Origin of the sequence: Zobellia russellii (assembly GCF_044597075.1) — a bacterium.
Classification (GTDB): domain Bacteria; phylum Bacteroidota; class Bacteroidia; order Flavobacteriales; family Flavobacteriaceae; genus Zobellia; species Zobellia russellii.
On sequence record NZ_CP139000.1, the window covers coordinates 2695586 to 2719011 of the forward strand.

Consider the following 23426-nt stretch of genomic DNA (forward strand, 5'->3'; position numbering starts at 1 on the left):
AAATGTCTAACCGACTTACCACATACTGGAAATTACACAAGGTGCCCATAGTATTGGCTCTTTTAAGTGCCATTCTATATTACACCTTCGCTTTTCAGTTAGTGCGAACGGACTTCATTAGACTGCTTACACTTTTTGCCGCTTCCTTTTTTATCTGTTATAAACTCATACAGTTTGAAAAGTGGAACTTTAAATTCCTTCTTGTAGTTGGTATTCTTTTTCGGTTGATTTTCTTAACAACGGAACCTAATCTCTCTCAAGACTACTATCGTTTTATATGGGACGGTCACTTGGTAGGCAATTTTATTAATCCCTACTTAAAAGTTCCCAATGAGTTAATTACCCAAAGTAATTTGGTAATACCCAATGCCCAAACTCTTTATGACAGTATGGGTAGTTTAAGCGCAAAACACTTTAGCAATTACCCCCCGCTAAATCAATTATTATTTGCCATTGCTTCCATTTTGGGCGGCAAAAGTATCATGGGTTCCGTGCTGGTTCTTAAGACCATGATTATCTTATCGGATATTGGTATTTTTTACTTTGGCAGAAAATTGCTAAAACATCTTAACCGCTCTCCTCACCTTATTTTTTGGTATTTTCTTAATCCTTTAGTAATTATTGAACTTACGGGAAATCTTCATTTTGAAGGGGTCATGCTTTTCTTTTTCGTATGGGCCCTGTATTTGTTATCTATTAAAAAATGGGCCTTGGCGGCCATTCCTTATGCCATGTCTATCTGCGTAAAGTTGGTACCGCTATTATTCCTTCCCCTATTCTTAAAACATCTAGGGTTTAAAAAAAGTATTAGTTTCTACACCATAATTGGTGTTACGTGCCTTTTCTTGTTTACTCCCTTTTACGCCTCTGAATTTATAGCCAACTACTCTAAAACCGTAGGTCTATGGTTTTCTAATTTTGAATTCAACGCCGGTTTATACAATGCCATAAAATACATTGCCGTTCAATTTGACGGAAAACCTTGGGAGCTTATAAAAACATACGGTAAAATAACTCCGGTAATTACTATTCTATCTGTATTGTTCTTTACTTTCTTTAGGAACAACCAACAAGTATCCGTACTTATTACTTCAATGTTGGCCGTACTTACCCTGTACTATTTTATGTCCGCCACGGTACATCCTTGGTACATTATTTTCTTGGTAGTTCTTGGGGTTTTCACCCGTTATAAATATGCCGTACTTTGGTCCGCAACGGTAATTCTAAGCTATTACGCCTACTCAAAGGTAGATTTTAAAGAAAACCTTGGTTTAATTGCCGTTGAGTATATTTCCGTATATGCATTTTTGATTTACGAAATTTTTAACTCAAAACAACAATTTGTTATTTTTCGCAAAAATTAACCTCACACCTTTATACTTTCGGCATAATCTTGTACATTTGGGCTTCCATGAAAGGACAAAGACACATATCTAAAACTTTGAGCAACCTTGCTCCAGTTCGCCCGTTTTCTCGTCGCCGTCGCCCGTAAGGGTGTTTCATATTTCATGGAAATAGGTGAGTCCATTTCCGCACAACGACCAACAATTCATTTTTTTTTACAGTTTAAATCCTTTTGGCAATGAAACTAATTATTGCTAACAAGTCACATGTTAAATACGCCCAGATCATTAGCGATACCATTACGGAATCTGCTAAGGTAAGAGGCACAGGCATAGCCAAGCGTACACCAGAATACATTCAGAAACGTTTGGAAAACGGCAATGCCGTTATCGCCCTAGACGGAGACAAGTTTGCTGGCTTCTGTTATATAGAAGTTTGGGGACACGAAAAATTCGTGGCCAACTCAGGCCTAATTGTTCATCCTGATTATAGAAATCAAGGATTGGCCAAAAAAATTAAAAAAAGAATTTTCGAGCTTTCGAGAGAGAAATTTCCGGATGCCAAAATATTTGGTATTACCACGGGCTTGGCCGTAATGAAAATGAATTACGAACTTGGTTACAAACCGGTTACATTTTCTGAACTAACGGACGACCCCGAATTTTGGAAAGGCTGCCAGACCTGCAAGAACTTTGATATTCTTACCCGCACAGAACGTAAAATGTGCCTTTGCACAGGTATGCTGTATGATGCGACCGTCAAAGAAAAAAAGGTGGAAAAAGAACAAGTAAACAGCAAAGCCTTCCAAAGACTTAAAAGCATTAAAGAATCGCTTTTCCTAAAAAAGAAAACAAACGAATAACCATAACAGGCCAATAGATCATCTGATTATGGCCCAGACAATACAGTTTTAAAATGAAAAAATTAGTTTTAGCATACAGCGGCGGATTAGACACTTCCTACTGCGCTAAATACCTATCAAAAGACAAAGGTTTTGACGTACATGCAGTAAGTGTAAATACAGGTGGTTTCTCTAAAGAGGAGATTGCTTCCATAGAAGAAAAAGCACTACAATTGGGGGCCAGTTCCTATACCTCTATTGATGCCGTTCAGACATTTTATGACAAAGTAGTTAAGTACCTCATCTTTGGTAATGTTCTAAAAAATAACACCTACCCTCTTTCTGTAAGTGCGGAACGAATTGTACAGGCAATAGAAATCGTAAACTACGCTAAAAAAATAGGCGCCAATTATATTGCCCACGGTAGCACCGGGGCAGGTAATGACCAAGTTAGGTTTGATATGATTTTCCAAATCGTTGCCCCTGAAATTGAAATAATCACTCCAATTAGGGATAACAAATTAGCCAGGGAGGCCGAAATTGAATACCTAAAACAGAATGGTGTAGATTATCCTTGGGAAAAGGCCAAATATTCTATAAACAGAGGCCTTTGGGGTACTTCCGTGGGTGGTGAAGAAACATTAACATCACAAAGAGCTTTACCGGATAGCGCATACCCAAGCCAATTGCAGGAAAAGGAACCTACTGATGTAAAACTAACCTTTGAAAAAGGAGAATTAGTAGCTATTGATGGTGTTAAGGACGGTCCTGTTGCCAATATAGAAAAGCTGGAGGCTATGGCTTCTAAATATGCTATAGGAAGAGATATTCATGTAGGTGATACCATTATCGGTACAAAAGGCAGGGTTGGTTTTGAAGCTGCGGCTGCATTGATCATAATAAAAGCACACCATTTACTGGAAAAACATACGCTTACCAAATGGCAACAGTTCCAAAAGGAGCAACAAGGTAATTTCTATGGTATGCTATTACACGAAGGAAACTATTTGGATGCGGTAATGAGAAACATAGAAGCTTTCTTGACCGATACCCAAAAAACGGTTTCAGGAGATGTTTTTATCAGCCTATATCCTTTCCAGTTTAGACTCAACGGAATTTCTTCTCAACATGATTTAATGACCGATGCTTTTGGCAGTTATGGCGAAGTAAACAAAGGGTGGTCTGCAGATGATGCCAAAGGTTTTATTAAAATACTTTCCAATTCAGGAAAAATATATAACCACGTAAATCAGAAAAATGATTAAAGTAGGTATTATTGGTGGTTCTGGTTACACGGGCGGGGAACTCATTAGAATTCTTTTGCACCATCCTGAAGCTGAAATAGATTTTGTCTACAGCACCACCCGAGCAGGAAAAAAAATTACCACGGCACATGCCGATTTGTTGGGCACGACCGATATGGAATTTACCGGTACCATCAATCCTAATGTAGCGGTTGTATTTCTATGTTTGGGCCATGGTAATTCTTCCAAATTTTTACAGGAAAACGAGTTTTCAAAAGACACCAAAATAATTGACCTGAGTAACGATTTCAGATTACAGGCCGATGCTGTTTTTGAAGGAAGAAAATTTGTTTACGGACTTCCTGAACTCAAAAAAGAAGAGATAAAAAAGGCTGATTATATTGCCAACCCAGGTTGTTTTGCTACCGCCATACAATTGGGTCTTTTGCCTTTAGCAAAAGCCAACAAATTAGGGCAGGCTGTTCATATCAATGCAGTTACGGGTAGTACCGGTGCGGGTGTAAGCCCATCTGCCACCTCTCATTTTAGCTGGAGAAACAATAATGTGAGCTGGTACAAACCGTTCACCCATCAACATTTAGGCGAAATAAACGAAAGCCTAAAGTCATTGCAAGCGGATTCAGGTGAACTATTTTTTTTGCCTAACCGCGGAAACTTTACCCGTGGCATTCTTGCCACTGCGTATACTGAATATGACGGCACTCTAGAGGAAGCTATTGACCTGTACAAGGATTTTTATGCAGATGCTCAGTTCACGCAAGTAGCCGAAGAACCCATCCATCTAAAACAGATTGTAAACACCAATCAGTGTCATATTCATTTGCATAAGCATGAAAACACATTGCTTATCACTTCGGCTATAGACAATTTGCTCAAAGGTGCCTCAGGCCAAGCGGTTCAGAACATGAACTTAATTTTTGGCTTTGAAGAAGGTACGGGCCTTAACTTAAAAGCCGGCGTTTTTTAACGATTAATAGAAAACTATTTCCGTAATGCGGTTCTACTGAACGGTAACGGAAACAACCAAAAAATTAAAAATGAAAATAGCCATTATAGGAGCAGGAAATTTAGGACTTTCCATTGCAAAGGGAATTTTAAATTCCAACGGTGCTACAACCATGTACCTAACCAAAAGAAACACTGCTGAAATTGAGGAATATGCCAACTATGGCAATGTTACCATTACCTCGGACAACAGAGAAGCGGTTGAAAATTCCGATATTCTTATTTTGGCCGTGCAGCCCGCTCAATTGGAAAATATTTTGGAAAGCACCAAAGACCTGCTTACGGAAAAACACGTGGTCATCTCTACTATAACCGGTTTTAGTATCGCTAAAATGGAAGATATTCTTGGTGAGGACTGCAATATCATAAGAAGTATGCCCAACACGGCTATTTCCGTAGGGCAATCCATGACCTGTATCTGTAGCAATGAAAAGGGCAAAAAGAAGATTGAATTGGCTAAGGCTATTTTCAATCGTATGGGACATTCCATGGAAATTCCTGAAACCCAAATGCAGGCCGCAACGGTAATCTGCGCTAGCGGTATTGCTTTTTGGATGCGTTTGATCCGCGCCACTACCCAAGGTGCCATTCAGTTAGGCTTTGATGCCAAGGAAGCACAGGAACTGGCCATGCATACCTGTAGCGGAGCAGCCAGCCTGTTAATTGAATCCGGAAGTCACCCGGAAGCAGAAATTGACCGGGTTACCACACCCCAAGGTTGCACTATCCAAGGTCTAAATGAAATGGAGCACCAAGGTCTTAGCTCTTCTCTTATCCAGGGGATAGTAGCATCCTATGAAAAAATCAGTAGAATTAAAGAGAACCAGTTGTAAAGGGCGGTCTCTCTAATAAAAGACAAGAAGCTATGATCAGCTCAACAGTAAAAGTTATGAATTTATTTGATGTTTACCCATTATACGATGTAACCCCAGTTTCGGCAAAGGGGATAGTAGTAACCGATGATAAAGGAACGGAATACCTGGATTTCTACGGAGGTCATGCCGTAATCTCTATTGGCCACTCTCATCCACATTACATAAAACGTCTTACGGACCAGCTAAATCAAATAGGGTTTTACAGCAACTCTGTAAAGAACCCTTTGCAAGAGGAACTGGCAACTAAACTAGGGGAGCTTTCGGGCTGTGAAAATTACAATCTGTTTTTATGTAATTCCGGTGCAGAGGCCAATGAAAATGCGCTAAAACTAGCTTCTTTCCATACTGGAAAATCTAGGATTATCGCCTTCACCAACGGTTTTCACGGCCGTACCTCCGCAGCCGTTGCCGCAACGGATAACCCAAAAATAAACGCTCCTATCAATTTACAGCAGAAGGTTACTTTTCTTCCGTTGAACGACTTGGAAGCATTTCAAAATGAAATAGAAAAAGGAGATGTATGTGCGGTAATTATAGAGACCATACAAGGTGTTGGTGGTTTGGATGAACCCACTACGGAATTTTATCAGCAAATTGCCTCACTTACGAAAGCTAACGGATCGGTATTGATTGCCGATGAAGTGCAATGTGGTTTTGGCAGAAGCGGTAAATTCTTCGCTTTTCAGCATCATAACATACAACCGGATATTATTTCGGTGGCGAAAGGTATGGGTAACGGTTTTCCAGTGGGCGGCATTCTAATCCATGAAGACATTAAGGCTTCTTACGGTTTATTGGGCACCACTTTTGGTGGAAATCATTTGGCTTCCGTAGCCACATTGGCCGTTCTGGAAGTTTTGGAAGAAGAAAAACTTATAGAAAACGCGGCGGACTTAGAAGGTTATTTTAAAACCTTGGCCGTAGAAATACCTCAAATTAAAAAAGTAAAAGGTAGAGGTCTTATGTTAGGTCTTGAGTTTGATTTTGAAGTGGCCGATTTAAGGAAGAGGTTAATCCATAACCAACAATTATTTACAGGAGGTGCCAAGGACAAGTATGTTTTAAGAGTCCTTCCTGCCTTGAATATTACCAAAGCGCATTTAGATACTTTTTTCACCGCCTTAAAAGCAGAATTGTAATGAGCTTATTACTGGACATAAAACAACGTAACGCCGTACTTTCTGATATGGCCCAACTTTTGGACAAAGAAAGGACCACGATTTTAGCTGCCAATAAAATTGATATGGACAGCTATACGGGCGACGATATTGCCATGCGCGACCGCCTTAAAGTAGACCAAAGTAAAATAGATGGTATGATTTTGAGCCTGCAGCAACTAACGGCACAAGAGGACCCTCTAGGTGTGGAACGCTTTAGTTTTGAGCACGAGAACGGTATGCAGGTAAGCAATAAGACAGCTCCTTTTGGAACGATTCTCATCATTTATGAATCCAGACCCGATGTTACTATCGAAGCGGCTGGAATCGCATTTAAATCAGGAAACAAGATTTTATTGAAAGGCGGAAAAGAATCGCTTAACAGCAATCTGCTATTGGTAGATTTATGGCATAAGGCGCTAGAAGCTAACGAAGCCGAAGCGGATTGGGTTACTTATCTGCAATTCAACCGGACGGAAACTCAGGCTTTCCTAGAAAAACCTACCCAAAAGGTGGATCTTATTGTACCTAGAGGTGGCGAAAGACTTATTGCTTTTGTAAAACAGCATGCCACTTGCCCTGTTATTGTTAGTGGTCGTGGAAATAATTTTGTTTTTATTGATAAGGAGGCCGATTTAGAGATGGCAATAGATATCATCATCAACGCAAAAACGACCAAAATCTCAGCCTGTAACGCTCTGGACAAGGTTCTTGTTTCATCGGATTTACCACGCAAACAACAGTTCCTTCAGCATTTAATACAGGAATTAAAAAAGAGTGATGTTGAAATTTTGGCCGATGATGCCATATCCGGTATGGAGGGTACAAAAACCATAGAAGACAAGCAAGTTTGGTACGAAGAGTTTCTAGATTACAAGATTGTAATTGGCCAAAGTTCGGATATTGAAGATGCCATTTCAAAAATAAACACTTACGGTGGTGGGCATAGCGCCTCTATCATTACGGCCAATAACGAAACTGCGGATTATTTCATGAGCAATGTAGATACAGCAGCAGTCTACCACAATGCCTCTACCCGCTTTACGGATGGCGGGCAATTTGGACTGGGGGGCGAACTTGCCATTAGTACGGACAAGTTGCACCAAAGAGGCCCTATAGGGTTGCAACACTTGGTGACCAATAAGTGGTATGTAAAAGGAACCGGGCAAACAAGAGGATAAATTTCAACTCCCGCTTGTCTCCCAACGAGATGAAAAAGAATACCTGATGAAAAAAAGGATTTTATTAAAAATAGGCTCTAACACCCTTACCAAGGAAACCAATCAGATTTCCCGAGGAAAAATAGAGGACATAGGTAGACAAATAGCACTGCTTAAGGACGATTATGAGTTTGTCATTGTAAGTTCCGGGGCCATTGCCGCAGCTAAGCAGTTCGTGAAATTGGAGCACAACGGAGAGGAAATAAACGTAAAACAAGCATTGGCCGCTATTGGCCAACCGCATTTAATGCGCATGTTCCAAGAGAGCTTTAGGGAATTAGGAATTTTTGCCGCACAGTGTCTTTTATCGTATTCGGATTTTGAGAACCCAAAATCAAAAGCCAATATCAAGAATACTATAGACATTTTGGTAAGCAATAATTTTATTCCTGTCATTAATGAGAATGACACGGTTGCGGCAGATGAAATTCAGTTTGGCGATAATGATAAACTGGCCGCATTAACGGCTGCCTTGCTTAAAGCGGACCTTTTAATGATTGCCACCAATACGGATGGGATATATACCAAAGCTTCCATAGAAAACGGAAAACCGGACACTATTGCAGAAGTATTGGGTATTGATAGTCTGCAACAAGAAATAAGCTCGCACAAATCATCGCACGGTACCGGAGGAATGCAATCCAAAGTGGAAGCTGCTACCATTGCCCAAAAGGCCGGTATTGAAACTTGGATCGTAAACGGACTTAACGACAACTTTATAACCGATGCTTTTGAGGGGACCGGCAAGCATACCAAAATAAAGACAAAAGACGGTCACTTTTTAGCGGACCATTGATGTAGATAACATCCACAGAAAAAATAGAATAGCAAGAGAAAAGAACACAAATGAAACATTACCTTTCTTTACAAGACATAGATTCGTTGGAAAACTGGGTGAAAGAGGCCCGAGATTTAAAAGAAGCCCCAAGGAAACACAAGAACTTAGGTTCGGATAAAACTATTGGGTTGTTATTCTTCAACAACAGTCTTCGTACTCGCTTGAGCACCCAAAAAGCAGCTATGAACCTTGGAATGGAGGTAATTGCCATGAACTTTGGAAGCGAGGGCTGGGCTTTGGAATACGCTGATGGAACCGTTATGGACCAAGGCACTTCGGAACATATTAAAGAAGCAGCACAAGTTATATCACAGTACTGTGATATTGTTGCCATTAGAGCCTTTGCCGGATTGCAGGACAAAGAAGAAGACGAAGCCGAAAAGGTTTTGAACGGATTTAAAAAATACGCCAGCGTACCCATTGTAAATATGGAAAGTTCAGTAGGCCACCCGTTACAGGCTTTGGCCGATGCCATTACCTTGGCCGAACAAAACACTAAAACAAGACCTAAGGTGGTGCTTTCTTGGGCACCTCACCCAAAGGCATTACCTCATGCCGTAGCCAATTCATTTGTAGAGATGATGCATTTGCAAGATGCCGATTTCGTAATCACACATCCGGAAGGCTACGAATTGAACCCAGAAGTCACCAAAGGAGCAACTATTGAGTACGACCAGAACAAAGCTTGCGAAAATGCCGACTTCATTTACGTAAAAAACTGGAGCAGTTACAACGATTACGGCAAAGTCTTAAACCAAGATAAAAGCTGGACCATGACCCCGGAAAAAGTGGGTAACGCTAAATTTATGCACTGTCTACCGGTACGTAGAAACATAGTAGTTGCGGATGCTGTCCTAGATGGCGACCAATCTTTGGTCATAGAACAGGCCAACAACAGAACTTACGCCGCACAAATTGTATTGAAGAAAATATTGGAACAGTAAACCCATGAAGTTATCTATTATAAAAATAGGCGGTAACGTCATTGAAAACAAAGAAGAACTCTCTAAATTCCTAAAGGCTTTTTCTGAATTGGAAGGTCCAAAAATATTGGTTCATGGCGGTGGAAAACTGGCCACCCAATTGGGAAAAAGATTAGGTATAGAATCCAAACTCATTGGTGGACGCCGTATTACAGATGAAAAAAGCCTTGAGCTGATTACCATGGTCTATGGCGGACTCGTCAATAAAAATATCGTAGCGGAGCTACAATCCTTAAATTGTAATGCCATTGGACTTAGCGGTGCGGACGGAGATACCATTCAAGCTCATAAAAGACCTGTAAAGGACATTGATTATGGTTTTGCCGGAGATGTTGATGGTGTCAACGCAACGGTTGTTACAAAGCTTCTAGAAGCAGGTCTCACTCCCGTTTTCTGTGCGATGACGCATGACGGTAAGGGACAATTGCTGAACACTAACGCAGATACCATAGCTTCCGAGTTGGCCATTGGCATGAGCTCTAATTACGAAACCACACTTTATTACTGTTTTGAGAAAAAGGGTGTCCTTATGGATGTAGCCGATGAAGAATCCATAGTTAAGCATATTGACACCGAATCCTACAAAACTTTACTGGAGCAGAAGATTATTGCAGATGGTATGCTCCCAAAAATGGAGAATTGCTTTCACGCCCTTAAACAAAACGTACATCAAGTACGCATTGGTGATATTGGCATGTTAGACCCTAAATCCACTTTATTCACTACTCTTACCCTATAAAAATGGAACAAGCAGCATTAACGGAAAAAGCAATAGACTTATTAAAGGAACTGATTTCGATTCAATCGTTTTCATCTGAAGAGGATAAAACTGCCGATGCCATTGAAAACTGGTTCAAAGCTTTTGACATTCCTTTTAAACGTCACTTGAACAATGTGTACGCGGTAAACAAACACTATGATGAAAGCAAGCCTACCTTGCTTCTAAATTCGCATCATGACACGGTAAAACCAAATTCGGCTTACACAAGGGACCCTTTCAACCCACATATTGAAGATGGAAAACTTTATGGTTTGGGTAGTAACGATGCCGGTGGTGCTTTGGTTTCCCTTATCGCAACGTTCACCCACTATTATGCGGAGGAAAACCTAAATCATAACATTCTAATGGTAGCTTCCATGGAAGAAGAAAGTTCAGGCCCTAATAGCCTACGTGGACTTCTGCCACACCTACCAAAGATTGATGTTGCCATTGTGGGCGAACCTACTTTGTTGGATTTGGCCATAGCTGAAAAAGGATTGGTTGTTTTTGATGCGGTCATAAAAGGCACCCCTTCGCATGCAGCACACCCCAACGATAACAACTCCATTTACAACACTATTGAAGTATTGGAGTGGTTTAAAAACTATAAGTTCGATAAGGTTTCGGAAGCCCTGGGCCCCGTAAAATTAACGGTTACACAAATTAACGGAGGCTCACAACATAACGTGGTTCCTGCACAGGTAGACTTGGTTATAGATGTGCGTGTAAACGACAAATACACCAACGGAGAAATTGCTGAAATTCTAAAGAAAGAAGCACCTTGTGAATTAAAGGAGCGCTCATTAAAACTGAATTCTTCGGCTATTGATAAAAATCATCCATTAGTGCAGTCGGGAATTGCATTGGGAAGAAAAACCTACGGCTCCCCTACTCTCTCGGACCAAGCCGCATTAACCTGTCAGTCCCTTAAATTAGGGCCTGGGGATAGCACACGATCACATTCGGCGGATGAATACATCTACGTCAAAGAAATAGAAGACGGAATAGATTTGTATATTAATTTATTGAAAGGATTTATAAAATAGCGATTAGTACAAAGTACCGAGTATTGAGATTAATCTCAATACTCGGTACTAACTACTAACTACTCAACACTAAGAAAAATGAAACTCTGGGACAAAGGCTTTAGCACCGATAAAAAAATTGACCATTTCACCGTTGGAAACGACCGTGAGCTTGATTTACACTTGGCGAAATACGACGTCATCGCTTCGCAGGCACATGCCAAAATGCTGGGTAAAATTGGATTGTTGACCAATGAGGAAACTACGGACTTGGTAAAAGAATTGGATGCCATTGCCGAAATCATTGAAAAAGGCGAGTTCGTAATTGACGATTCGTTTGAGGACATGCACTCGAAAATAGAATATGTACTCACTGAAAAATTAGGCGACACCGGTAAAAAAATACACACTGCACGGTCTAGAAACGATCAAGTTTTGGTGGCCATGCACCTATATTTGAAAAACGAACTTTCAGAAATAAAATCAGGCACCAAGGAGCTTTTTGATTTGCTTTTGGAACTTGCCGAAAAGCACAAAGACGTTTTGCTTCCCGGATATACCCACTTACAGATTGCAATGCCATCTTCTTTTGGGCTGTGGTTATCGGCCTACGCAGAAAGTCTTATAGATGATTTATATTTTGTTGAGGCTGCTTATAAGGTAGCTGACCAAAATCCTTTAGGAAGTGCAGCCGGTTACGGAAGCTCTTTCCCTATAGACCGTAGTTTCACTACTAAAGAAATGGGTTTTGAAACTCTAAAATATAACGTTGTTGCTGCTCAAATGGGCCGTGGAAAAGTGGAGAAAGCAACTGCTTTTGGAATGGCAAATATTGCCGCCACCCTATCAAAACTGGCCATGGACATCTGTTTGTATATGAGTCAGAATTTCAACTTCCTGTCTTTTCCAGATGAGTTGACCACCGGTAGTAGTATTATGCCGCACAAGAAAAACCCTGATGTTTTTGAACTAGCACGGGGTAAATGCAACAAGCTACAGAGCATACCCAATCAGCTGACTTTGGTCATCAACAACCTACCAAGCGGGTATCACCGTGATCTGCAATTGGTAAAGGAAATTATTGTTCCCGCCATTCAGGATATGAAGGCATGTATTGAGATTCTTACTTTCAGCCTTAAAGAAATGAAGGTGAACAAGGGCATTTTGGAAGACCCAAAATACGATTATCTGTTCAGCGTGGACACATTGAACGAATTGGTACAAAGCGGGTTACCCTTTAGGGATGCCTACAAAAAAATGGGGCAAGAAATTCAAGAAGGCACCTTTACGCCAAAGAGAGACATTCACCATACGCACGAAGGTAGCTTAGGTAATTTATGTCTGGAGGAGATTAAAGGGAAGATGGACAAGATTTCTTAAATTGCTAGGCATATTATAGAACCAGGCTTCATGAAAACGCAAATACAGTACCTCCATTTTTGTCTCTTTATTTTAATCATGGTGATAGGGCCAAGTATAAATGCCCAAGACACCTACCAAAGAAACACCTCAGCGGATGTACAGGCTTACGTTTTTGGGCTTACTTTAAATGATGCATCCAATAGCATAAAAGGAGAAGCTGAAATTACGGTTGATTTTAAGAATGAAGTGAATCCGTTTGCATTGGACCTCATCGCCAAAGGAGATACCTATGGCATGCATATAACCCATGTTTTTGAAGGAGACACGGAAGCCAACTATAGCTACGAGCGTAACAAAATAAACATAACGCCATCTGCATCCAAAGAAAAAACTAGAACTTATAAAGTGGTCTATGAAGGTATTCCTGAGAGAGGCCTTGTCATTGACACCACTAAATTTGGGCAACGTTCTTTCTTTGGTGACAACTGGCCCAATCTGGCACGGCACTGGCTTCCATCGGTAGACCACCCATCGGATAAAGCTACTATTGAATTTAGGATTATAGCTCCCGACCATTATGATGTAGTGGCCACCGGTGAAAAAATAGAAGAAAGCAATTTGGGCAACGGATTAAAATTGACTACCTACAAAGAACCCGCTCCCGTTGCCATGAAAGTAGTAACCATTGGCGTTACGAAATTTGCAAGCAAACTTTTGGACGAGGTGTATGACATTCCCGTTTCGGCATGGGTCTATCCAGAAAATCGGTTGGACGGATTCTCGGACTATGGTGTTGCTACCAAAGTGCTGAAATATTTTATAGATAATATTGGTCCGTATTCCTACGCCAAATTGGCCAACATGCAGGCCAAAACCCAATGGGGAGGTCTCGAAAATGCCGGCACCATTGCCTATTTTGAAAATTCCGTAACCGGAAAAAACGAAGTGGAAGGACTTATTGCCCACGAAATAGCCCACCAATGGTTTGGTAATTCTGCCAGTGAAAACGATTGGAACCATGTTTGGCTCAGCGAAGGTTTCGCTACCTATTTCGCAATCCTTTATCAAGAAAGTGTCTATGGTAACAACAAGCGAAAAGAGGAATTAGAACTGGACCGTAAGCAAATCATAGAGTATTATCAAAAAAACCCATCACCCATTGTAGACCCTTCCATTACTGACCCACTGAAGGTTTTAAGCACAAACACCTACCAAAAGGGAGGTTGGGTATTGAATATGTTGCGCCATAAGTTAGGCGATGAGATTTTTTGGAAAGGCATTAAGGCCTATTACAAGGCTTTTCAGAATTCCAATGCAATGACTGTTGATTTTCGGAAAATAATGGAACAGGCTTCAGGGGAAGACCTTGAGTCGTTCTTTCAGCAGTGGCTGTTTACAAAGGGTTATCCAGAACTTAAATGGGATTGGAACTACAATAAGAAGAATCTGCAAATCAATCTTACTCAAGTTCAAAAGCACCATATTTTTAAATTTCCCATTGAAATAGGTGTTGTTAAAGACGGGGAAATTGTCATCTACAAAATGGATATGGAAAACGCCAGAAAGAACTTGACCATAAAACTAGACTACCAACCGGATGATGTTGTTCTAGACCCGGAATCTTGGTTGTTGTTTGAAGAGAAAAGCAACTAAATATACCCACCACCACTCTACGCTTTAACTTCCTTCCCTCTTGAACATAATACTAGAGAGGTAGGTTTATCTTACAATAATCTTTTGTTTTTCAGAACTATTTACTGCTCTAAAAATCAATGTTGTAGTCATATTTCCCCTACTCAAATATGTCTCACACTTATAATTTTAACAAACTCACCTTGTAAATTATAGTATTCACAACAAAAATTCTTCGACAGAATACCATTCTTATACTTTTAAATACCAATAAACCAATACCCAACCATTTTTAACCTACTACCCCACATGAAAAGAATTTTCATTCCCCTAATTTCCCTTTGCATATTTTCTTGTAGTACTGATTTGGAAGAAGATACCCTGGATGCAATTGATGAAACTACCAAAACAACATCCGAAAATGAGGAAGAGACCGAAGAAACAACCTCAGAAAACACAAATTCAATTCCTGTTTTTGAAGCAGCCAACTATTCAATAAATGAGCACTCATTAGCTGCCAGTTCTATTGGTTTTGTAACTGCTAGCGATAGTGACCAAGATGAAATAACTTACTCCATAGAGTCTAGTGCCGATCTTGTAATTGATGAAGTTACCGGTGAAATCATAACGGGTCCGCTGCTTAAACTAGACTTTGAAACAAAGGATTCCTACACGTTTATGGTCTCTGCATTTGACGGTAAAACTATAGTTGACAAGAGTTATGACCTAGCAATTAACAATGTAGAGGAAGTTACACTTCTAACGGACGAACAAAAGGAAGTTGTTGCTTACGCCCAACATTTAACCTATTGGAAAGGAGATAGTAACATTCCTCTAGACTTTAACCAAAAATGGGCAAACTCTATGAAATTGCACCTTACCGGAACCATTTCAGAACAATATGAAACTACTACGGAAAGCGTCCTAGAACAGTACAACGCATTATTCTCTTCTGGAGATTTCAACATATCGTTAGTTCAAAATTCCGAAGATGCCAATGCAATTTTATTTTACGGCAGTAAAGAAGAGGTAAAAGGGGTTTGGCCTGATATGTACGATGAAATTAAAGATGGGAATTACCATGGTTTTGCTATGAGCCCGTCCGAAAATTCTGTTTTGGTCTCCACCCGAATATGGATATCAAACCCGGCCGAAGCACTTTTAAAACATGAGCTGGGGCATGCACTAGGTTTTGGACATTCTAATAAATGTGAAGACGAAGGAAGCTTTTTGTGCTCTCAAATTAGTACAGAAAATGATTTCCTAGCTGTAGAAAAAGATATTATTCGTTTCATCTACAGTTCTAAAATTACCGCTGGTCTTACCGAAGAGGAAATAGAAGCAATTCTGGCTGATATTATACTAAATGAGGAATAGTCCATAAGATATAGTCTCCATCATTTTATCTAACCTGTACGCGAATACTACCCCAAACCAACCAGAAATGACTAAAAACCTACTGCCCATTCTGCTATTTTTATTTTTTAGCGCTAGCACAGTTGCCCAATCATTTACCTCAATTTGGAATACCAATAATACAGAAACAGGTTCTTCTGCTAACAACCAAATAACCATACCTACCAACCCCGCATACACTACTTACAATTATGATGTAGATTGGGGAGATGGCTCTACGGATACTGGGGTAACAGGCAATATAACTCATGACTATGCCGCACCAGGCACCTATACAATTGAAATAAGTGGCACTTTCCCATCTATCTATTTTAATGATGACCGGGCTAATGATAAACTAAAAATCATTGAAATATTGGCTTGGGGCGATATTCAATGGCAGACTATGGAAAATGCTTTTTTTGGGTGTGCAAATATGAATTTTGATTTAATCGATTCACCAGATATGACCCAAGTAACTTCATTTAAAAATATGTTTAGAGGAGGAACTTCATTCAATGGAATTGTGAATGATTGGGATATAAGTACGATTACTGATCTTTCTGGAACTTTTGCAAATTGTAACACCTTTAATAGACCTTTAGATTTATGGGATACAAGTAACGTTACAGATATGTCTGAAACTTTTGCTAGTGCAGGTCAATATAATGAGCCATTAGATAATTGGAATACTGGTGCTGTAACTAACATGTCCGCAATGTTTAGTAGTGCTGGTAATTTTAACCAAAATATCAACAATTGGAATGTTGCTCAGGTAACAAACATGTCTGCTATGTTTAGATATACTAATAGGTTCAATTTCCCATTAAATAATTGGATTGTAAGCAACGTAACAGATATGTCGTCCATGTTTGATGGTTCTGCTTTTAACCACCCTATTGGTAATTGGAATGTAGCTAGTGTAACAAATATGTCTGGAATGTTTAGACATGCCGTTTACAATCACCCTTTAGCTAGTTGGGATGTATCTTCTGTTCTAGATTTCTCAGAAATGTTTCAAAGACATAGAACTTTTAATCACCCCTTAAACAATTGGAATGTTACTAATGCTACCAATATGTCTAGCATGTTTGATGGTTGGTATTGGGATCAAGTTTACAACCACCCTTTAGATAATTGGAACGTAAGTAATGTTTCCGATATGAGTTATATGTTTAGAGATAACTCTGGTTTTAACCAAGATATAAGTGGATGGAATGTTAGCAATGTAACTAATATGGCAGGTATGTTTTCGCTAACAGATGTATTTAATCAAGATATAAGTGGGTGGAACGTTAGCAGTGTCACGAACATGTCCACAATGTTTCAACAGGCACAGGTGTTCAATCAACCCCTAAATAATTGGAATATAAGTAATGTAACTAATGTTTCATCAATGTTTGATAGGGCTTCAAGTTTCAATCAACCATTAAATTTATGGAACCTCAGCAATGTTACTAGTTTCCAAAACATGTTTAACCGTGCAAGTTCTTTTAATCAAGATATAACGGGCTGGAATACATCTAGTATTACCGATATGTCTGGTATGTTCACTTCTGCCAATACTTTCAACCAAAACTTGGGTATTTGGGATATTTCTTCTGTGACCAATATGACAAATATGTTGTCAAATAGTGGAATATCGCAGGAAAATTATGATAATACATTAATTGGTTGGGCTGGTCAAACTGTAAATACTGGAGTAAATTTAGGCGCAACAAACCTACAATATTGCGATGCCTTAAGCCAAAGACAAAGTTTAATAGATGATGATGGCTGGACAATCTCCGGAGATGCGGTCAACTGTTCGTATGTACTTTGTACCGATATTACGATGCCGCATGCAAGTGATACAGCTACACCTGCTAATAGCGATATCCGGTGGGATTCTGCACCAAATGCCACAGGGTATAAAGTTACCTTAGAAATTGAACGTGGTGGGGTTCGTAGTTATGCTACTATTGGTGGAAATACCGCTAACAATTATGATGTAGGAAATACCGTAGGTTTAGACTTTACCAATGAATTTATGGCTAATGACACCGTATATGTTACTGTAGTACCTTATAATGGTGAAGGGGATGCCGTAGGATGCCAAGAAATTAGTTTTACTGTAGTTGAAAGTTGGGTTAACAGAACCGATGTTTTTAAAATCACTATTGATACTAGAAATTTAGATACCAGTTCTTCTGCGGCAAATCAATATAGAATAGAACTAAATGATGGCTATCCTGACTATTTAACATACGACTTTAATATTGATTGGGGAGATGGGCAGTATGATAATAATGTTACAAATGATATAACACATTCTTATTTAAACCCTGGAATTTATACAATTGCAATCATTGGAGATTTCCCTGCATTTTACCACAGTTCCAGCAATAGAGATAATAAAAAACTTATTTCAATGGACCAATGGGGAGACCAGGTTTGGGGTTCTATGCAAAGTACGTTCTATTACTGCCAAAATATGGAATACAACGCAACGGATATTCCTAATCTTACACAAGTTGAAAGCATGCAAAATATGTTTGGTGCTTGTTTTTTGTTTAACGGTAACATTAACGATTGGGATGTTAGTAATGTTACTAATATGAGTGGTGTTTTCTTAGCAGCTCAAGCTTTTAATCAACCATTAAATAATTGGGATATAAGTAATGTAACAACTATATCTACAATGTTTCTTGGTGCGGATGCCTTTGACCAACCACTTGACAATTGGAATACCAGTAATGTAACGGATATGTCCAGAACTTTTGAACAGACCGAATTATTCAATCAGAACATTAATAATTGGGATGTTAGTAATGTAACCGATATGTCTAGTATGTTCGAAAGAGCACTGCTTTTTAATCAACCACTAGATAATTGGGATGTCAGTAATGTAACCGATATGTCTAAAATGTTCGATGGTTTTGTATATGACATTCCATTTAATCAGCCTTTAGACAATTGGGACGTTAGTAGCGTAACCAACATGACAATGATGTTTAGGAGAGCAATAGACTTTAATCAAAATATTAATGGTTGGAATGTTACTAACGTAACAAACATGGCTTTAATGTTTAACAATACAGATGCCTTTAATCAACCTTTAAACAATTGGAATGTATCATCTGTAACAGATATGAATTCTATGTTCAACGGAGCAGATAATTTTAATCAAAATATTAATGGTTGGAATGTTACCAATGTAACTAATATGTCCTCCATGTTTAACAATGCTTCAAGTTTTGACCAACCACTAAACAGTTGGGACGTAAATTCCGTGGTAAACATGTCTAGTATGTTTCGTGGTGCATCAGTATTTAACCAACCCTTAGATAGCTGGGATGTAAGTGCAGTAGCAAATATGACTTCTATGTTTGAAGATGCTGTACTATTCAACCAACCTATAAGTACATGGAACGTTAGTTCTGTAACCCTTATGGAATCTATGTTTGAAGATGCCGAAGTTTTTAATCAAGATTTAAATAATTGGAACACTGCAGTAGTAACCAATTTTGAAGCGATGTTTAAAAACGCTCTAGCATTTAATGAACCGCTATCTAATTGGAATACTGGTGAAGCATTAACCATGCAAGAAATGTTTATGGGAGCTTCTACCTTTAACCAAAACATTGACCCTTGGGATGTTTCCTTTGTAACCACTATGGAAGCCATGTTCAATGGAGCAACATCATATAACCAAACCATGAACTCTTGGAACGTAGCTTCTGTAGCTACTATGGAAGATATGTTTAAAGATGCAATAGCCTTTAATGAAAATATTGGTGATTGGAATGTTCGTGGTGTTACTACTATGGAAGAAATGTTCAGCGGCGCAACCATCTTTAACCAAGACCTAAATAACTGGCGTATTTCTGGAGTAGAGAACATGGATTATATGTTCAGAAATGCATCGGCATACAACCAACCTATGGATTTATGGAATCCAGGTTTAGTAACAATGCATGCTATGTTTGATAATGCCATTGCTTTAAACCAAAGTTTGGCAGAATGGGATGTTAGTAATGTTACCAATATGAGTGACATGCTAGACCATACTGCTCTGGTTAGAGAAAACTACGACAACACTTTAATTGCTTGGTCAGAGCAAAACCTAACTCCTGGTATTACACTTGGTGCAGAAGATTTACCTTATTGTGATGCACAGGAAGAAAGACAAGCTATGATCGATAATTTTGGTTGGACATTTAACCAAGATGTTCGCGATTGTCCCATACCAGATTGTACCCTATTAACCTCTCCGCTTAATGGCGATACAGATGTACCGGTAAATACAAATATTACGTGGGAACACGCTTTATACGCAGAAGGATACCGTTTAACAGTAGGCACAAGCTCAGGAGGCAACGATATTGTAAATAATGCCACTATCACCAATGAAACCTCATACGAGTTTGCATCCGATTTCAATACTGGAGATGTAGTCTATGTAACCTTAATTCCTTTTAATACAGAAGGAGATGCTGTTGGTCCATGTACCGAAGAAAGTTTTACTATATCAAGTAATCCGGCAACCATACCAGATTGTACTACTTTAATTGAGCCTTTAGATGGAGTAACTGATGTTGCTGTAACCACAGACCTAAGTTGGAACCCTATTTCCAACGCAGATGGCTATAAAATAACAGTAGGAACCTCAGAAGGGGCAAACGACATTCTAAATTCGGAAGATGTTGGTAATATTACCACTTACGAATTTGCAACAGACTTGCCTGAAGACAGTGATATTTTCGTGACTATTATTCCTTATAACGATGAAGGTGATGCCACAAGTTGTACCGAAGAAAGTTTCCATACGGAAATAATTCCTGTACCACCGGTTTGTACAAATTTAACAACTCCATTGAATGGTGCAACTGACGTACCTATTGATACGCAATTAAGTTGGACAGCGGTATCTAACGCTACTGGATATTTAGTAGTTGTTGGAACTACTTCTGGTGGAATTGAAGTAGTAAACAATATTGACGTTGGTAATTTTACCACTTATGATATTCCTGGAGATTTACAAGAAGCTAGGATGCATTACGTAACTATTATTCCGTATAATGCAGAAGGTGATGCAACAGGTTGTATAGAAGAAACCTTTACTACAGGAGATTCTACGAGTCCTCCGTCATGCACAAGTTTATCTGCGCCAATACATGGAGCAACTGCGGTTGCCCCTGATACCAATTTAACATGGGCCGAAATAACTTCTGCTACGGGGTACAAATTATCCGTAGGTACTTCTTCAGGCAGTTCTGATATTTATTCTGGCGATGTTGGCGATGTTTTAATTCACGATCTTGCTGCTGATTTACCCGAGAGCACAACAATTTATGTAAGTGTTACTCCGTACAATGATAATGGCGACGCCATGAGCTGTACAGAAGAAAGTTTTACTACCGATGGTGTGCCGCTTTGTACAACATTGTTAATGCCTGCAAACGGAGCAACAAATATTGCGGTAGATTCTAATATTGAATGGAACCCTAGTGGCAACACTAATGGCTATAAATTAACGGTAACTGCTAGCAGTAGTACTGCCAATAATTTAACCGATGTTGATATCACCTCAGGTACTACACACACTTTTGCAAATGACTTTGAAAGAGGTGAAACTGTTACTGTCACTATTACGCCATACAACGATACTGGTGATGCTATTGGATGCACCTCGGAGAGCTTTACTATTGTTCCTCCTCCAATACCAACGTGTACTACTTTAATAACACCGACGGCAGGAGCTGTTGATATTGCTCCAAGCACCAATTTAGAATGGAACGCAAGCACAGATGCAGACGGTTATAAACTTACCGTTATCGCAAGTAATAGCACGTTTAACAATATAACAAATGTTGATATAACTTCGGGTACCACATATAATTTCGCTAATGATTTTGAACAAGGAGAAACTGTTACCGTAACCATTGTACCATATAACTCCGTTGGGGATGCTATAGGGTGTACTTCGGAAAGTTTTACAATAAAACCTGTGTCTACTTGCACAGCTCTAAGTTCACCTACAAATGGTTCTATAAATATTGCAGTAGATTCTGATATTACCTGGAATACTGTAACAGATGCTACGGGTTATAAAGTATCTGTAACCGGCAGTAGCAGCACCGCAAACAACCTAACAGATTTTGATACTACAACTACAACCTATGATTTTACCAATAATTTTGAACAAGGTGAAACCGTTACGGTTACCATTACCCCATATAATGAAGTGGGAGATGCTATTGGGTGTACTTCAGAAAGCTTTATTATTGAGGCCGTACCGCCATGCACCTATTTAAACACCCCTACAAATGGCACCATTGATGTAGCTGTTGACACAAATTTGGAATGGCAACCTATTACCGAAGCAAATGGATACAAGTTAACCGTTTTAGCAAGTAGCAGTACGGGTAATAACGTAACCGATTTAGTTTTATCAACCGGAACATCCTATAGTTTTCCAAATGATTTTGAACAAGGCGAAACGGTTACAGTTACCATTGTTCCTTACAATAATGTTGGAGACGCCATTGGATGTACTTCGGAGAGTTTTACTATAAAGACCATACCCATGTGTACCAACTTGGTATCTCCTGTAAATGGAGATATCATACAAACTACAAGCGAAATTAGCTGGAATCCAGTTATAGACGCTGATGGTTATAGATTAACTATTGATGGTAGCAATAGTAACGCAAATGACATTTCCAATTATGACACAACAGATACCACTTATGTTCTTCCAAATGATTTTGATGAAGGGGAAAATGTTACGGTTACCATTACTCCGTACAATGAAGTAGGTGATGCGATGGGGTGTGCCTCGGAAAGTTTTGTAATACGGCCAATACCTTCTTGCACCAATTTAACAGTTCCTCTAAACGATGCAACTGAAGTTTCTATCATGACCGATATTTCATGGAATCCAAGCTCAGATGCCGATGGTTATCGAATTTCAGTAGGTACATATCTAAACGGTACCGATATTGTAAACAATGAAGACGTAGCTTCTTTAACCAGCTATACCTTTGCTGAAAATTTACCTTCCGAAAGTTTAATTTATGTTACCATTACCCCATACAACACTTCCGGAAGCGCTATTGGTTGTACAACAGAAAGTTTTGAAACGGAAATAATAGCTCCGGGATGTACTCAATTGACCAGTCCGTTCAATGGAGAAAATGATGTACCCTTGGAAAGCAGCATTTTATGGAACGCGATAGACAAAACAGATGGTTACCGCTTATCAATTGGAACCACTCCTAGTGGAACTGAAATCCTCAACAATCAAGATTTAGGTAATACTACAACATATACACACACAGAGGAGTTACCTCTTGATACACAAATTTATATAAATATTGTTCCATACAATAGTGCAGGTAACGCAGTACAATGTGAAGAACAGTCCTTTACCACGGTTATACCGGAAGATGACACCAAGTATGGCTTCTCACCGGATGGAGATGGAATTAATGAATATTGGCATATAGATAATATTGAGTACTACCCGGAAAATTCGGTAATGATTTACAACAGATGGGGAGATGCCGTTTTTCAAATAAACAATTACGACAATAACTCCAATGTTTTCCGTGGTGAGGCCAATTTAAAGACCAAAATGGGTGCAGGAAAATTACCGGCAGGAACTTATTTCTTCCACATTCAGATTGAAGGCGAAACTATTCTTAAAAAAACTACAGGGTACGTAGTAATCAAGCGTTAAT

Annotated in this window: 15 protein-coding genes; all 15 read left to right on the forward strand. The window is 39.3% G+C overall.

What is annotated here, in order from left to right; genetic code table 11:
- Positions 1 to 2: 2 nt before the first annotated feature.
- The 15 genes from SJY45_RS11010 (at position 3) to SJY45_RS11080 (ending at position 23425) form a co-directional block, all read left to right on the forward strand.
- The gene (locus SJY45_RS11010) at positions 3 to 1364 is read left to right on the forward strand and encodes a mannosyltransferase (protein ID WP_400070691.1); all 1362 of its coding nucleotides are present in this window, start codon (positions 3 to 5) and stop codon (positions 1362 to 1364) included.
- Between the two features lie 218 nt (positions 1365 to 1582).
- A complete protein-coding gene (locus SJY45_RS11015) occupies positions 1583 to 2206 on the forward strand; it encodes a GNAT family N-acetyltransferase (protein WP_215437785.1) in 624 nt (207 codons plus the stop codon).
- 53 nt (positions 2207 to 2259) lie between these two features.
- The gene (gene argG, locus SJY45_RS11020) at positions 2260 to 3450 is read left to right on the forward strand and encodes an argininosuccinate synthase (RefSeq protein ID WP_400070694.1); all 1191 of its coding nucleotides are present in this window, start codon (positions 2260 to 2262) and stop codon (positions 3448 to 3450) included.
- Positions 3443 to 4417: an N-acetyl-gamma-glutamyl-phosphate reductase gene (gene argC, locus SJY45_RS11025; protein ID WP_400070696.1), complete on the forward strand. Its 975-nt coding sequence runs from the start codon at positions 3443 to 3445 to the stop codon at positions 4415 to 4417. Before argG ends, argC begins: the two co-directional genes overlap by 8 nt.
- Positions 4418 to 4487: 70 nt before the next feature.
- A complete protein-coding gene (gene proC / locus SJY45_RS11030) occupies positions 4488 to 5288 on the forward strand; it encodes a pyrroline-5-carboxylate reductase (RefSeq protein ID WP_215437779.1) in 801 nt (266 codons plus the stop codon).
- A gap of 56 nt (positions 5289 to 5344) precedes the next feature.
- Positions 5345 to 6469 carry an aspartate aminotransferase family protein gene (locus SJY45_RS11035; RefSeq protein WP_400070698.1) on the forward strand — a complete coding sequence of 375 codons (1125 nt, stop codon included), beginning with the start codon at positions 5345 to 5347 and terminating at the stop codon, positions 6467 to 6469.
- Positions 6469 to 7668 carry a glutamate-5-semialdehyde dehydrogenase gene (locus SJY45_RS11040; RefSeq protein ID WP_400070700.1) on the forward strand — a complete coding sequence of 400 codons (1200 nt, stop codon included), beginning with the start codon at positions 6469 to 6471 and terminating at the stop codon, positions 7666 to 7668. Before SJY45_RS11035 ends, SJY45_RS11040 begins: the two co-directional genes overlap by 1 nt.
- A 46-nt stretch (positions 7669 to 7714) precedes the next feature.
- Complete coding sequence (gene proB / locus SJY45_RS11045) at positions 7715 to 8503, forward strand: glutamate 5-kinase (protein ID WP_400070702.1); 789 nt, start codon at positions 7715 to 7717, stop codon at positions 8501 to 8503.
- 50 nt (positions 8504 to 8553) lie between these two features.
- A complete protein-coding gene (locus SJY45_RS11050) occupies positions 8554 to 9489 on the forward strand; it encodes an acetylornithine carbamoyltransferase (RefSeq protein ID WP_400070704.1) in 936 nt (311 codons plus the stop codon).
- 4 nt (positions 9490 to 9493) lie between these two features.
- Positions 9494 to 10267, forward strand: coding sequence for an acetylglutamate kinase (argB, locus tag SJY45_RS11055; RefSeq protein WP_400070706.1), 774 nt, complete (start codon positions 9494 to 9496; stop codon positions 10265 to 10267).
- Positions 10268 to 10269: 2 nt separating this feature from the next.
- Positions 10270 to 11334: a M20 family metallo-hydrolase gene (locus SJY45_RS11060; RefSeq protein WP_400070707.1), complete on the forward strand. Its 1065-nt coding sequence runs from the start codon at positions 10270 to 10272 to the stop codon at positions 11332 to 11334.
- Positions 11335 to 11412: 78 nt separating this feature from the next.
- The gene (argH, locus tag SJY45_RS11065) at positions 11413 to 12693 is read left to right on the forward strand and encodes an argininosuccinate lyase (protein WP_400070709.1); all 1281 of its coding nucleotides are present in this window, start codon (positions 11413 to 11415) and stop codon (positions 12691 to 12693) included.
- Positions 12694 to 12723: 30 nt separating this feature from the next.
- On the forward strand, positions 12724 to 14328 hold the full coding sequence (locus tag SJY45_RS11070) for a M1 family metallopeptidase (protein ID WP_400070711.1): 1605 nt from the start codon (positions 12724 to 12726) through the stop codon (positions 14326 to 14328).
- Between the two features lie 288 nt (positions 14329 to 14616).
- Positions 14617 to 15684, forward strand: a complete 1068-nt coding sequence (locus SJY45_RS11075) for a hypothetical protein (RefSeq protein WP_400070713.1) — start codon at positions 14617 to 14619, stop codon at positions 15682 to 15684.
- Positions 15685 to 15751: 67 nt separating this feature from the next.
- On the forward strand, positions 15752 to 23425 hold the full coding sequence (locus SJY45_RS11080) for a BspA family leucine-rich repeat surface protein (RefSeq protein WP_400070715.1): 7674 nt from the start codon (positions 15752 to 15754) through the stop codon (positions 23423 to 23425).
- Position 23426 lies beyond the last annotated feature (1 nt).

What these genes read in the sequence shown, in the direction of transcription:
- SJY45_RS11010 (WP_400070691.1), top strand. Translation starts at nt 3, where the DNA reads ATGTCTAACCGACTTACCACATACTGGAAATTACACAAGGTGCCCATA.
- SJY45_RS11015 (WP_215437785.1), top strand. Translation starts at nt 1,583, where the DNA reads ATGAAACTAATTATTGCTAACAAGTCACATGTTAAATACGCCCAGATC.
- argG (WP_400070694.1), top strand. Translation starts at nt 2,260, where the DNA reads ATGAAAAAATTAGTTTTAGCATACAGCGGCGGATTAGACACTTCCTAC.
- argC (WP_400070696.1), top strand. Translation starts at nt 3,443, where the DNA reads ATGATTAAAGTAGGTATTATTGGTGGTTCTGGTTACACGGGCGGGGAA.
- proC (WP_215437779.1), top strand. Translation starts at nt 4,488, where the DNA reads ATGAAAATAGCCATTATAGGAGCAGGAAATTTAGGACTTTCCATTGCA.
- SJY45_RS11035 (WP_400070698.1), top strand. Translation starts at nt 5,345, where the DNA reads ATGAATTTATTTGATGTTTACCCATTATACGATGTAACCCCAGTTTCG.
- SJY45_RS11040 (WP_400070700.1), top strand. Translation starts at nt 6,469, where the DNA reads ATGAGCTTATTACTGGACATAAAACAACGTAACGCCGTACTTTCTGAT.
- proB (WP_400070702.1), top strand. Translation starts at nt 7,715, where the DNA reads ATGAAAAAAAGGATTTTATTAAAAATAGGCTCTAACACCCTTACCAAG.
- SJY45_RS11050 (WP_400070704.1), top strand. Translation starts at nt 8,554, where the DNA reads ATGAAACATTACCTTTCTTTACAAGACATAGATTCGTTGGAAAACTGG.
- argB (WP_400070706.1), top strand. Translation starts at nt 9,494, where the DNA reads ATGAAGTTATCTATTATAAAAATAGGCGGTAACGTCATTGAAAACAAA.
- SJY45_RS11060 (WP_400070707.1), top strand. Translation starts at nt 10,270, where the DNA reads ATGGAACAAGCAGCATTAACGGAAAAAGCAATAGACTTATTAAAGGAA.
- argH (WP_400070709.1), top strand. Translation starts at nt 11,413, where the DNA reads ATGAAACTCTGGGACAAAGGCTTTAGCACCGATAAAAAAATTGACCAT.
- SJY45_RS11070 (WP_400070711.1), top strand. Translation starts at nt 12,724, where the DNA reads ATGAAAACGCAAATACAGTACCTCCATTTTTGTCTCTTTATTTTAATC.
- SJY45_RS11075 (WP_400070713.1), top strand. Translation starts at nt 14,617, where the DNA reads ATGAAAAGAATTTTCATTCCCCTAATTTCCCTTTGCATATTTTCTTGT.
- SJY45_RS11080 (WP_400070715.1), top strand. Translation starts at nt 15,752, where the DNA reads ATGACTAAAAACCTACTGCCCATTCTGCTATTTTTATTTTTTAGCGCT.